The sequence below is a fragment of the Cupriavidus sp. H39 genome, assembly GCF_050271075.1.
GTDB lineage: Bacteria > Pseudomonadota > Gammaproteobacteria > Burkholderiales > Burkholderiaceae > Cupriavidus > Cupriavidus necator_B.
The window spans coordinates 1,045,669-1,058,334 of sequence record NZ_CP189848.1; the positions used below are offsets into that span (position 1 = coordinate 1,045,669).

Consider the following 12,666-nt stretch of genomic DNA (forward strand, 5'->3'; position numbering starts at 1 on the left):
ATCGAAGGAAAACCTCATGACCGCCATTCACAAGATCCTGATCGTTGACGACTCCCCGACCGAAGCCCTGTTCATGTCCGACCTGCTCGGCAAGCGCGGCTTCAAGGTCGCGGTGGCCAGCAACAGCGAGCAGGCTTTCGCCCGCCTGCAGGCCGAAGCCTTCGACCTGATCCTGATGGACGTGGTGATGCCCGGCCAGAACGGCTACCAGGCCACCCGCGCGATCAAGCGCGACGACCGCTTCAAGGACATCCCCGTGATTATGTGCACCAGCAAGGGCCTGGACACCGACCGCATCTGGGGCATGCGCCAGGGCGCGTCGGACTACATCGTCAAGCCCGTCGACGGCGAAGAGCTGCTGGGCAAGATCGCCGCGCTGGCGCACTGAGCCGCCCGCGCCGGCCGCACGGCAAGCCACTGCCACCTGTTCCGGGGACCGCCATGAACGCGCCACGCCAAGACCTCCGCGCCCGCCAGACCCGCCTGCAGGACTACCAGGCCATGCTGGCACGCCGCCTGCGCGAGGCGCGCAGCCTGCCGGCCGCGGACAGCTACCTGGCGCTGCAGGTAGGCGCGCGCCACTGGCTGCTGCCACTGGCCGATGCCGGCGAGGTGCTGGACATGCGCCAGCCCAGCCCGGTGCCGCTGACGCAGCCCTGGTACAGCGGGCTGGTCAACGCGCGCGGCAGCCTGCTGGGGGTGATCGATTTCAGCCTGTTCTGCGGCGGCGCGCCAACGCCCTTGCAACCGGGCAGCAAGATCGTGGTGCTGTCGCGCGACGCGGAACGCGCTTGCGCGATCCTGGCCACTCGCGTGGCCGGCCTGCGCCATGCGGCTGACCTGGCTTTGCCGCACGGCACCGCCGCGGCCTCCGGCCCCGGCGCCGCGCCAGCATGGGAAGGGCAGCGCTATCTCGACCGTGAGGGACGCGACTGGCAGGTGCTGGACGTGCGCGCGCTGCTGGACGCGCCCGCCTTCCTGCAAGCGGGCCGGGCCGCCGCCTGACGCGCGCGGGCCGGTTACGCCAGGCACAGATAATGACCGCGCGCAGGCCACCGCCTGCCGCACCCGGCACGAGCCGCCGGGCATGACAACGATAAAACGGAAGAGGGTGCCATGGGTTTCAAGAGATTCAGCCTGGGCCGGCGTACGCCGGCCGCCGACGCTGCCACCAGCCTCGCGCGTGAACCCGGCGTAGCCTATGCCGCGGGCCCCGAACCCGCGCCCGTGCCGCCCGCCGCCGCAGGGCTGGGCGCTACCCCGCTGGAGCACATCGGCCGCTGGCTCGGCCGCATGCCGTTCGCGTCGCAGCAGCGGCTGCTGACCGTGGGCGTGGTGGTGTCGCTGGTGGCACTGCTGGGCTCGGTCTACCTGGATAACCGCATCGCCAACAATGGCGCCGCGCAGATCGAAGTTGCCGGCGACATGCTGATGCACTCACAGCGCCTGGGCAAGGCGGTGCCGGTCGCGCTGCTGGGCAATGCGCAGGCCTTTACGCAGCTGCGCCAATCCAGGGACGCGCTGTCGGGCGACCTGAAAGCGCTGCAGCAAGGCAGCGACGAAAAGCGCGTGCGCGCCACCACCGGCGCGGCCGAATCGCTGCTGCTGGCGGCGATGCAGTCATGGACGCGCTCCGAGAAAAGCGCCGCCGACGTGCTGGCGCAGCAGCCGGTGCTGACCACCATCGGCCAGACCCTGCAGATCTTCAACGCCTCCAACCCCGAGCTGCTCGAAGCCGCCGAACAGGTGGCCGCGATCAAGCTGCAGTCCGGCGCCAATGCGCGCGAGGTGGCGGCCTCCGCGCAGCTGGTGATGCTGACCCAGCGCCTGGGCAAGAACCTGAACGAGTTCCTCGCCGGCGAAGGCGTCAACCCGGAGACGGCGTTCCTGCTCGGCAAGGACACCAACACGTTCCGCGAGATCCTGGACGGCCTGCTCAACGGCAGCGAGGCGCTGCGCCTGTCGGCCGCCGCCGACGAGGAAACGCGCGGCTACCTGCAGCAGCTGTCGCAGCGCTTCGAGGCGGTGCAGAAGACCACCCAGACCATCCTGCAGAACCTGCCCGGCCTGATCGCGGCCAAGCGCGCGCAGCAGCAGATCTTCAACGACAACGAAGCGCTGCGCGCAGAACTGTCGGCGCTGCAGCGCGCCTATGCGCAATCGGCGCGAAGCCGCCCGGTGACGCTGGGCGCGACCGTGGTGTCGGCCGCGCTGACGCTGCTGTGCCTGGTCGGCCTGGCGGCGCTGTACCTGCGCGATTCGCGCATGCGCGCGCTCGAAGCCGAGGCGCGCGAGCGCGAGGCCGAGGCCCGCCGGCTCGACGAGAAGCGCAACAACGACAACACCCAGAAGGCCATTCTGCAGTTGATGAACGAGCTGCAGGACATCGCCGACGGCGACCTGACGCGCCAGGCCACCGTGACCGAGGACATCACCGGCGCGATTGCCGACTCGGTCAACTACACCGTGGAAGAACTGCGCGAGCTGGTCGGCCGGGTGCAGCAGACCGCGGGCGAGGTGACGCAGGCGTCGGGGCAGGTGCAGGCCACCTCGACCCAGCTGGTGTCGACCACCGAAGAGCAGTCGCGCCAGATCCGCCAGACCGGCGAGTCGGTGGTGGAGATGGCCGACCGCATCACGCAGGTATCGCGCGGCGCGGCCGAGTCCGCCAACGTGGCGCGCGCTTCGCTGTCCGCCGCCGAACAGGGCCAGCAGGCGGTGCAGAACGCGATTGCCGGCATGAACGACATCCGCGAGCAGATCCAGGAGACCTCCAAGCGGATCAAGCGGCTGGGCGAGTCGTCGCAGGAGATCGGTGAAATCGTCGAACTGATTTCGGACATTACCGAGCAGACCAACGTGCTGGCGCTGAACGCCGCCATCCAGGCGGCCTCGGCGGGCGAAGCCGGGCGCGGCTTCTCGGTGGTGGCGGAAGAAGTGCAGCGCCTGGCCGAGCGCTCCGGCGAGGCCACCAAGCAGATCGGCGCGCTGATCCGCACCATCCAGACCGATACCCAGGACGCGGTGCACGCCATGGAGCGCAGCACCCAGGGCGTGGTCGAAGGCGCGCGGCTGTCGGACCACGCCGGGGCCGCGCTGCTGGAGATCGGGCGCGTGTCGCGCCAGCTGGCCGAGCTGATCGAGCAGATCTCGCAGTCCACCTCGCACGAGGCTGACCTGGCCACCACCGTCGCGCGCCATATCGAACGCATCCTGCAGGTCACCGAGCAGACCACCACCGGCACGCGCCAGACCGCGCAGTCGGTGCGCCAGCTGACGCTGCTGAGCGAGGAGCTGCGCAACTCGGTGTCGCGCTTCAAGATCGCCTGAGCGGCCGGATGACGCCTGCGACCGCTTCCGCGCACCGCGGCCCCGCCATTTATGCCAACTCCGCGCCCGCCGCCCGTTGCGGCGGGCGGACTGCGGCTGCCGTGCCGGCGCCGCACTGGAAGCCGTCATGTCCCTGAATGTTCCCGTCCCCCGCGACGCTGCCGCAGCCGGTATGCCGGCCGGACCCGACGCCCCGCCTGAACCCGAACCCGCACCGTTGCCGGCCGGCGCGCAGGCGGCGCCCGATGCCGGCGGCGCCGCGCGCGACCTGTCCGGGCTGGCGTGGCTGGCGCCCAGCCTGCGCAGCGCGCTGGAAGAGGCCGCCGCGGAGCTCGGCCACTATGTCGAGGAAGTGCGCCAGGCGCCCGAGGCGCTGGGCGCGCGCGACACCACCTCGCTGCGGCTGGCCGGCCAGCATCTGCACCAGGCTGCCGGCGCCGTGCATATCGTCGGGCTGCGCGGGACCGATCCGTATTGCCAGGCGCTGCGCCGGCTGCTCGACGGCATCGACGCCGGCATCGTTGCCGCCGGCCCCGAGGCGCTGGCAGTCTTCCGTGCCGGCGTGCAGGCGCTGGCCGAGTATGTCGACGACCTGATGGCCGGCGACGACGAGGCCCCGCTGCGACTGTTCCAGCCCTATGCGGCCGTGCTCGCCAGGCTTGGCGAGGAACGCGTGCATCCCGCCGACCTGTGGCTCGACGAACTGCAGATGCTGCCCGGCATGCTGCTGCCGCCGAAGGGGCCCGCCGCGGTCACGCGCGCGCGCCAGCAGTTTGAGTCGGCCCTGCTCAAGGCGCTGCGCCTGCCCACACCGTGCGCCGACGCGGCGCTGCTGCGCGAAGCCTGGCTGCCGCTGCACGCGGCGCTGGATGCACTGCGTGCCAACGAGCAGGACGCGCGCCGCGCCGCCGACCATCCCGACCGCGGCGTCTGGCATGTGCTGGGGCTGGTGTGCCGCGCGCTGGCGCTGGGCCTGCTGCCGTCGGACCTGCTGGCCAAGCGCCTTGCCGGCCGCGTTAACCTGTTGCTGCGCCAGTACCAGCAGGGCCATGTGCGCGTGCCGCAGGCGCTGCTGAACGATGCCGTGTTCCTGCTGGTCTGCATCGCGCAGCCCGATGGCGGCAACGACGACGCAGCGGCGCTGCGCGCCGATATCGCGCGCACGCTGGCGGCGTTCCGCCTCGATGCCGCCCATGCGCAGGCCGATGCCGACTTCCGGCGGCGCTACTACGGCTGGCTCGACCCGATCGATACGCGCAACCTGCAACAGGCCGCGGCCGGGCTGGAGCATGCCGCCGCCGCCGACCAGCCCGCCTGGGAGCGCGCGCTGGCTGCGCTGGCCGAGGCGGCGCAGCCGCTGGCGCAGCCGCCGCTGCAGCGTTGCCTGGCGCAGGCCGCCCTGCCGGGGCGCGAGCGCGGCGCGGGCGATGCGCTGGGCGCCGCCGGCATCGCGCTGTTCCTGTCGCGTGCGCTGGCGCTGCCGTGGCGCGTGCACGGACAGTCCGCCCATGCGGCCGCAACGCGCTTTGCCATGCAGTGCGATGCGCTGGCCGCCAGCCTGGCGGACCCCGCCGCCGCCGCGCCGCCCTGGCTGGCGCGCATGGTCGACGAGGCGCGCGCACAGGCGCTGCGCAGCGAAGCCGTGGCGCAACTGCGCGCCCAGCTGGACAGCGGCGAATCCTGGCTCGACAGCTATGACCGCAATGCGGTACGCGCCGACGGCGCCGCGCACCTGCGCGACGCGCGCCAGGCCTTTGCCGCGCTGGCGGCAACGCTGGCGCAGCTGCAGGCGTCGGCGGCGCTGCCCACCGCGCTGGCCAGCGAGGCCGCGCAGGCCAGCGCTGCCGTGGCGGCCGTCACGACGCGCCTTGCCGATGCGGGCGAGCTTGCCGACGCCAACGCGCGCGCGGCGCTGCTGCGCACGGTGGCGGCGGAACTGGGCGTGGTCCATGCCTTTGCCGATACCCTTGAATTCGGCCGCGCACGCCGCGCCGACGCGTTGCCGGATGCCGAGGCCACCGGCGACGCGCAGGCGTCGCACGATCCGCTGGCCGCGGCCCGTGCTGCCGCCGATGAAGCGCTGCGCGCTGGCGCCGCCCCGGATGCGCCGGCGGTGCAGCGGCTGCGTGCCGCGCTGCAGGCGCTGGCCGACCAGGCCGCCATCGACGACGATGCCGCGCTGCGCCGCCAGGCTGCCGACGCCATCACGCAGTGCAACGCCTGGCTTGCCGGCAGCGACGATGCCGGCGCGCGCATGGTGATGGCGCTGGCCGCCATCCCGGCGGATCCCGCGCCGGTACCGGCCGGCGCCGGCACGGCGGCCGTGCCCGCCGCCGGCGACCACGCCGCCATCGACGCCGAACTGCTCGACATCTTCCTGAACGAGGCCGACGAAGTCCTGGCCGGCATCGCCGGCGACCTGGGCGCTGGCGTCGAGGCGCTGCGCGATGCCGACCTGCTCAGCCGGCTGCGGCGCGCGTTCCACACGCTCAAGGGCTCCAGCCGCATGGTCGGCCTGCATCGCTACGGCGAAGCGGCGTGGGCGGTGGAGCAGGTGATGAACCTGTGGCTTGCCGAAGCGCGCCAGCCCGCGCCGGCGCTGCTGGCGCTGCTGCGCCGCGCGCATGCCGAGCTGTCGGCATGGGTGGCGCGGCTGCATGGCGATGCCGCGGCGTGGCACGACATCGCGCCGCTGGTCGGGGCCGCCGAAGCGGTGCGCGATGCCGGCCCCGCCCATGACATGGCGCCGCCGCCCGCTGCGCCGGAAGTGGCCAGCGACGACGTGCCGCACGACCAGGCAGCGGCCGCCGGACCCACGGACAACGAGGCGCGCGACGGCGCCGAGGACCACGCTCCCACCGGCAACCACGCCGACACCGACACGCCCGACGCCAACGTGATTCCCTTCCGCCTGGCCGGCGGCCTGTCGGACGAGGACGACCATTACAAGGTCATCGGCCCGGTGCGTATCGGCCTGGCGCTGTACAACGTCTACCTGCAGGAGGCCGACGGCCTGCTGCGCCAGTTCGCCACCGATATCTCTGAATGGCGGCATGAAGCCCACCCCTGCCCGAGCGAGCTGGCGCTGCGCGTCGCCCACACGCTGCAGGGCAGCGCGTCGACCGTGGGCCTGGAGCCGGTGCGCGAGATTGCCGAGGCGCTGGAAGCGTTGCTGCTGCAGCTGGGCTCGCATCCGGTGGCGATGCATGCGGGCGATTTCCGCCTGCTGGAGCAGGCGGCCGAGCGCATGCGCGGCATGCTGCACCAGTTTGCGGCCGGCATCTGGCCCCAGGCCGACGGCGCGCTGCGCCGCAGCCTGGTCGAGTTCGGCGAGCGCGCACTGCTGCGCCCGCGCGTGGCGGTGCCCGCACCGCAGCCCCCAGAGGCCGATGACGCGATGGCGCAAGGGTTTGGCCGGTTGCCGCCCGCGGCACCGGCTTCACCCGAGCTGCCGCCAGCGGCCGGAGCCGCGGCGGCGCCGCCGGCCACCGCGCATGACACGGTTGTGATCGCGCTGCGGACGGCGCAGCGTGCGCCCGAGGCGCCTGCGACACAAACACACACCGCCGACGCCGGCAACGCGCCCGATCCGGCGCTGGTGCAGATCTTCCTGGAAGAGGCACAGGGCTCGCTGCCCGAACTGGGCAAGCTGTTGCGCGGCTGGGAAGCCGCGCCCGACGACGGGCGCCATGGCGGACTGGTGCTGCGCGCGTTGCATACGCTCAAGGGCAGCGCGCGCATGGCCGGTGCGATGGCGCTGGGGCAGGCCGCGCACGAGATGGAGACGCTGCTCGATACCAGCCTGCGCGGTCAGGGGCATCAGCCGGTTGCGCCGAAAGTGTTCGAGCGGCTCTACACCTGGTATGACCGCATCCTGGCGCATGCCGAGGCCTTGCAGGCCGGCCGCTTGCTGCCCGCCGACGATCCCGATGTGGTCAACGGGCTGGCCGATCCCCTGCAGGCCGCAGACGCCGCCATGCCGCAGCCTGAAGCCGCCGAAGCTCCCGACGCTTCCGCGGCGCCCGCGCCCGCGGTGCCGGGGCCGGCCGACGTGATGGTGCCGATGCCGCCGGCCGCCCCGCTTGCTCCGCTGGCGCCGGCCGAGGCGCAGCGCGCACTGGTCCGCGTGCAGGCGCGCGCGCTCGACACGCTGATCAACGAGGCCGGCGAAGTGGGCGCCACGCGCGCGCGCCTGGACAGCGAGCTGGACGCAATGCGCGCCTACCTGGGCGAACTGAACGACAACGTCGCGCGCTTGCGTGGCCAGCTGCGCGAGATCGAGATCCAGGCCGAATCGCAGATGGCGTCGCGCATTGCCGATGCGCAACACAAGCAGGAATTCGATCCGCTCGAGTTCGACCGCTTCACGCGCTTCCAGGAGCTGACGCGGATGATGGCCGAGTCGGTCAACGACGTGGCCACGGTCGAGCAGAACCTGCAGCGCGGCTTCGACCGCGCCGCGGGCGACCTGGCCGCGCAGGCGCGGCTGACGCGCGGCCTGCAGCGCGGGCTGATGCAGGCGCGCATGGTGCAGTTCGACGCGCTGGCCGAGCGGCTCTACCGCGTCGCGCGGCAGGCCGCGGCCGAGACCGGCAAGGAGGTGCGGCTGCTGATCAAGGGCGGCACGGTGGAGATCGACCGCTCGGTGCTGGACCGCATGGCCGGCCCGATTGAGCACCTGATCCGCAACGCGGTGGCGCACGGCATCGAGCCCACCGCGCAGCGCCGGGCCGCGGGCAAGCCGGCCACCGGCGCGCTGACGCTGGAGGTGCAGCAGGAAGGCAACGAGGTGGTGCTGCATTTCATCGATGACGGCGGCGGGCTGGATCTGGCGCGCATCCGCGCCCGCGCGGTCGAGCGCCGGCTGCTGGCGCCGGACGACGACGCCAGCGAGGCGCGCCTGACCGAGATGATCTTCACCCCCGGCTTCTCCACCGCGGAGGCGGTGTCCGAACTGGCCGGCCGCGGCGTGGGCATGGACGTGGTGCGCGCCGAGACCGTGGCGCTGGGCGGGCGCATCACGCTGGCGTCGCAGCCTGGACTGGGCACCACCTTTACCGTGCACCTGCCGCTGACCACGGCGATCACGCAGGTGCTGGTGATCGCCCTGGGCGCGCGCCGCTATGCCGTGCCCAGCGGCATGATCGACCAGGTGCAGCAACTGCGGGCGCCGGCGCTGCTGGACGCGTACAACCATGGCCGCCTGGGCGTGGCGGGCGCCGAGGTGCCGTTCTTCTACTTCGGCGCCTTGCTGGAACAAGGCAATGCCGCGACCGCGGGGCGCAAGTACTCGCCGGTGGTGGTGGTGCGCAGCGGCGCCGAGCGCGTGGCCGTGCATGTGGACGACGTGGTCGGCAACCGCGAAGTGGTAGTCAAGCACATCGGCCCGCACCTGGCGCGGCTGGAAGGGATTGCCGGCGCCACCACGCTGGGCGATGGCGAGATCGTGCTTATCTATAACCCGGTAGTGCTGGCGCAGCGTTTCATGCGCGAGCGCGGCCGATCCCTGCCGCTGGATCCGCCGACGCTGCTACCAGCGCCGCAACAGCCCGTGGTGCAGCTGGGCGCGGTTGCGGAACTGGCGGGCGACGGCACGGCCGAGCCCGTACGCGGCCTGGCCGTGCAGCCCACCGTGATGGTGGTGGATGATTCGCTGACCGTGCGCAAGGCCGCCCAGCGCCTGCTGGGGCGCGCCGGCTACCACGTGGTGCTGGCGCGCGACGGCGTCGACGCGCTCAAGCAGCTGCAGGACGTGATGCCGGATGCGATGCTGGTCGATATCGAGATGCCGCACATGGACGGCTTCGACCTGACGCGCAACGTGCGCTCCGACGCGCGCACCGCGCACTTGCCGCTGGTGATGATCACCTCGCGCACTGCCGACAAGCATCGCCGTTACGCCGAGGAAATCGGCGTCAACGTATACCTTGGCAAGCCTTATAACGAGGACGAGCTGCTGGGGACGCTGCACCGGCTGCTGGGTGAGCGGGCGGCGGGAACGGCCGGATCGGTGTCGGAGATGCTGGGGGATGGGCAGGGCGGGTAGGGGCGGGTTATCGCCTCTCACCGTTCCCCCTGCCGCTTGTTTGCGCCCCTCTCCCGCAAGCGGGAGAGGGAGTACCTAAGCGGTCATGCAAGGCCCAGCACTGCAGCGGCACTACCACCGCATCTGCGCGCTCTTGCTATTGGTGCTGACCGTCATGGTCTTGGTCCGGCCCTGGTACGTCGCGCGCACGTTGTAGGTGCCCGACGGCGCCTTCAGCAGGCAGCGCGGGCCGTCGGCGACAAAGCTGGCGACTTCCTTGCCGCCGCGCATCAGCTTGACGTCGACATCCGACAGGTACTCGCCGCGCGCGCCCTGCGTAAACACCAGGCTCATGTTGTACTTGCGCGCCTGCGATTGCAGCGCGACCTGCTCGTCCTCGGCGACGCCGCCGCAGATATAGGCCACCGGGCCGGCGTGGCGCTGCACCATCGCGTCACGTGACGGCGGCGCGGGCGGCACGGCCACAGGCGGCCGGGGCTGCGCCGGAGCTGCCATGGGCGGCGGAGCGGGCATCGCAGGCTGCGTGCCGGCCGGCGCGGGCGTTGGCGAGGCCATCGGCGGCGGAGCCGCCGGGGCTGGTGCCGCTATGCCGGGCGCGGGCTGGGTAGCAGGCGGCATGGTCGCTGCCGGCGGCACGGTGGTGGATGGCGGCACGGTGGCGGCGGGCGGCTCAGTCGGTGCCGGCGGCGTGGTAACGCCCGGGGTTGGAGCGATGGTGCCGGGCGCCGGCGCCGCGGCCGGCGTTGCCGGCGCAGGGTTGGCATCGACCACGGGTGCCTGGGCATGGCTGGCGGCCGGCAGCAGGGCCAGCAGCGCGACCACGCCGGCGCCGAGCGCGAGCACCAGGCGCTTCACGCGCGAGCGGCGTGCCAGGCGCGCTTCGACAACCTCCAGCGAACGGGTAGGGGCAAACGGGGGCAGTTGCGGCATCGTGGCCTCCTTGGCAAGCTTCGGAATCAGATGCCCCGGAGGACCCCCTCGGGATCACTCCGGGCGTCTCTTTTCCATGCTAGGGCCCACGGATGGCCGACACTGCCGGGCGTGGTCCTACAACGGCGTCAGTCGACGGCGCTTTGGGGACGCCAAGCGGCGCCCGGGCGACTTCACTTCTGGCTCACCAGCCGCTTCGGCACCGACAGCGTCAGTGCCGCGCCCACCACCAGGCACGCGGCCAGCAGGTACATGCCGGAATCCGTGCTGTGGGTCAGGTCCTTGAGCCAGCCCACCGCGTACGGGCTGAGAAAGCCTGCAAGGTTGCCCAGCGAGTTGATCAGCGCAATGCCCGCGGCCGCGCCGGTGCCGGCGAGGAATGCCGTGGGCAGGCTCCAGAACAGCGGCAGCGTGGTCAGGATACCGATGGTCGCCAGCGTCAGCGCCACCATTGCCAGCGTAGTATCGCCATGCCATTGCACCGACAGCAGCAGCCCCACCGAACCGGCCAGCGCGGGCAGGGCGATATGCCAGCGGCGTTCTCCGCTGCGGTCGGCGCTATAGGCCACCAGCACCATGCCGATCACCGCGCAGCCATAAGGGATGGCGGTCAGCAGGCCGATATCGAGCGCGCCCTTGACACCGGTCTGCTTGATGATGGTCGGCAGCCAGAAGCTGACGCCGTACAGGCCCATCACGAAGCAGAAATAGATCGCGCTCATCAGCCACACGCGCGGGCTGGACAGCACGGTGCGGATCGGCGGGTCTTCCTTGTGCGCATTCTCGCTGGCGATGTTGCGCTCGAGCAGCGCCTTTTCTTCGGCCGACAGCCACTTGGCGTGGGCGATGCGGTCATCCAGGTAGGCCAGCACCCACAGCCCCACCAGGATCGAGGGAATGCCTTCCAGCAGGAACATCCACTGCCACCCGGCCCAGCCGTTATGCCCGTCGAAGGACTGCATGATCCAGCCCGACAGCGGCCCGCCGATCACGCCCGACAGCGCGATCGCGGTCATGAAGAAGGTGGTGGTGCGGCCGCGCCGGTTGGCCGGGTACCAGTAGGTCAGGTACAGGATGATGCCGGGGAAGAAGCCGGCTTCGGCAATGCCCAGCAGGAAGCGCAGCACGTAGAACATGGTCGGCGTGGTGACGAACATCATCGCCGCCGAGATCGCGCCCCAGGTGATCATGATGCGCGCGATCCAGATGCGCGCGCCCACCTTGTGCAGGATCACGTTGCTCGGCACCTCGAACAGGAAGTAGCCGATGAAGAAGATGCCGGCGCCAAGGCCGTAGACGGTCTCGCTGAACTGCAGGGCATTGAGCATCTGCAGCTTGGCGAAGCCCACGTTGACGCGGTCCAGGTAGGCCACCACGTAGCACAGCAGCAGGAAGGGCACCAGGCGCCAGCTGACCTTGCGGTAGGTGGCGTCTTCAAAGGCGGCGTCGCTGACGCCGGGGTTTACTGCGGTCGTTGTCATGCTGTCTCCTGAGGAAATGGCGTTTCTGTGTGACGCGTTCTTACAGCTACCGTACGACTAAGCAAGCAGGCAGGCGGGGCGGGTTCAGACGCAGCGGCCGCCGTCCACTTCGATGCAGGTGCCCGTGATGAAGGCCGCTTCGTCCGAGGCCAGGTACAGGCAGGCGTTGGCCACGTCCTGCGGCGTCGACATGCGCCCCATCGGGATGGTGGCAAGGAACCGGGCGCGGTTCTCGGGCGTGTCGGGCATGCCCATGAATTCTTCCAGCAGCGCGGTGGCGCCGATCACCGGGTTGACGCAGTTGACGCGGATATTGTCCGGGCCGAGCTCCGCGGCCATGGCCTTGCTCGCCGTGATCACCGCGCCCTTGCTGCCGTTGTACCAGACCAGCCCCGGGCGCGGCCGGATGCCGGCGGTGGAAGCGATATTGACGAACACGCCGCCGCCGCGCTGGCGGAAATGCGGGATAAAGGCGCGCGCCGACCAGTAGATGCTCTTGACGTTGACGGCGTAGACGCGGTCGAACTCGTCTTCGGTGACTTCCAGGATGGGCTTGTTGCGATGGGTAGTGCCGGCGTTGTTGACCACGATATGCACGTCGCCGAAGGTGGCCAGCGCGGCCTCGCGCATGGCTTCGGTATCGGCTTCGCGCGAGACATCGGCGCGGACCGCGCGGGCGCGCCCGCCGGCATCGCGGATCGCCGCGGCGACGCGCTCGGCCGCATCTTCGCGCAGGTCGGCCACCACCACGTTGGCGCCTTCGCGCGCAAAGGTGTGGGCAATGCCTTCGCCGAACCCGGAACCGCCGCCGGTGACGATCGCTACCTTGTTGGCCAGTCTCATGGCTTGTCTCCTTTTTTGGTATGCGTACTGTGTTTG

General features: G+C 71.2%; 7 protein-coding genes. 4 read left to right on the top strand and 3 right to left on the bottom strand.

The window, feature by feature from the left end; genetic code table 11:
• Nucleotides 1-16: 16 nt before the first annotated feature.
• The 4 genes from ACOCMH_RS20295 to ACOCMH_RS20310 all read left to right on the top strand — a co-directional run bounded on the left by ACOCMH_RS20295 (nt 17) and on the right by ACOCMH_RS20310 (nt 9,376).
• Entirely contained in the window at nt 17-388 is a 372-nt protein-coding gene (locus ACOCMH_RS20295) for a response regulator (RefSeq protein ID WP_012352035.1), read from the top strand.
• A gap of 53 nt (nt 389-441) precedes the next feature.
• A complete protein-coding gene (locus tag ACOCMH_RS20300; RefSeq protein ID WP_427312734.1) occupies nt 442-1,005 on the top strand; it encodes a chemotaxis protein CheW in 564 nt (187 codons plus the stop codon).
• Nucleotides 1,006-1,116: 111 nt separating this feature from the next.
• Nucleotides 1,117-3,330, top strand: coding sequence for a methyl-accepting chemotaxis protein (locus tag ACOCMH_RS20305; protein WP_427312735.1), 2,214 nt, complete (start codon nt 1,117-1,119; stop codon nt 3,328-3,330).
• Between the two features lie 127 nt (nt 3,331-3,457).
• The gene (locus ACOCMH_RS20310; RefSeq protein WP_427312736.1) at nt 3,458-9,376 is read left to right on the top strand and encodes an Hpt domain-containing protein; all 5,919 of its coding nucleotides are present in this window, start codon (nt 3,458-3,460) and stop codon (nt 9,374-9,376) included.
• Nucleotides 9,377-9,487: 111 nt separating this feature from the next.
• Here the strand turns inward: ACOCMH_RS20310 and ACOCMH_RS20315 are convergent, their stop codons facing one another.
• The 3 genes from ACOCMH_RS20315 to ACOCMH_RS20325 all read right to left on the bottom strand — a co-directional run bounded on the left by ACOCMH_RS20315 (nt 9,488) and on the right by ACOCMH_RS20325 (nt 12,630).
• Entirely contained in the window at nt 9,488-10,306 is an 819-nt protein-coding gene (locus tag ACOCMH_RS20315; RefSeq protein ID WP_427312737.1) for a hypothetical protein, read from the bottom strand.
• Nucleotides 10,307-10,479: 173 nt separating this feature from the next.
• Complete coding sequence (locus ACOCMH_RS20320; protein ID WP_427312738.1) at nt 10,480-11,787, bottom strand: MFS transporter; 1,308 nt, start codon at nt 11,785-11,787, stop codon at nt 10,480-10,482.
• Between the two features lie 84 nt (nt 11,788-11,871).
• On the bottom strand, nt 11,872-12,630 hold the full coding sequence (locus ACOCMH_RS20325; protein ID WP_427312739.1) for an SDR family oxidoreductase: 759 nt from the start codon (nt 12,628-12,630) through the stop codon (nt 11,872-11,874).
• Nucleotides 12,631-12,666 lie beyond the last annotated feature (36 nt).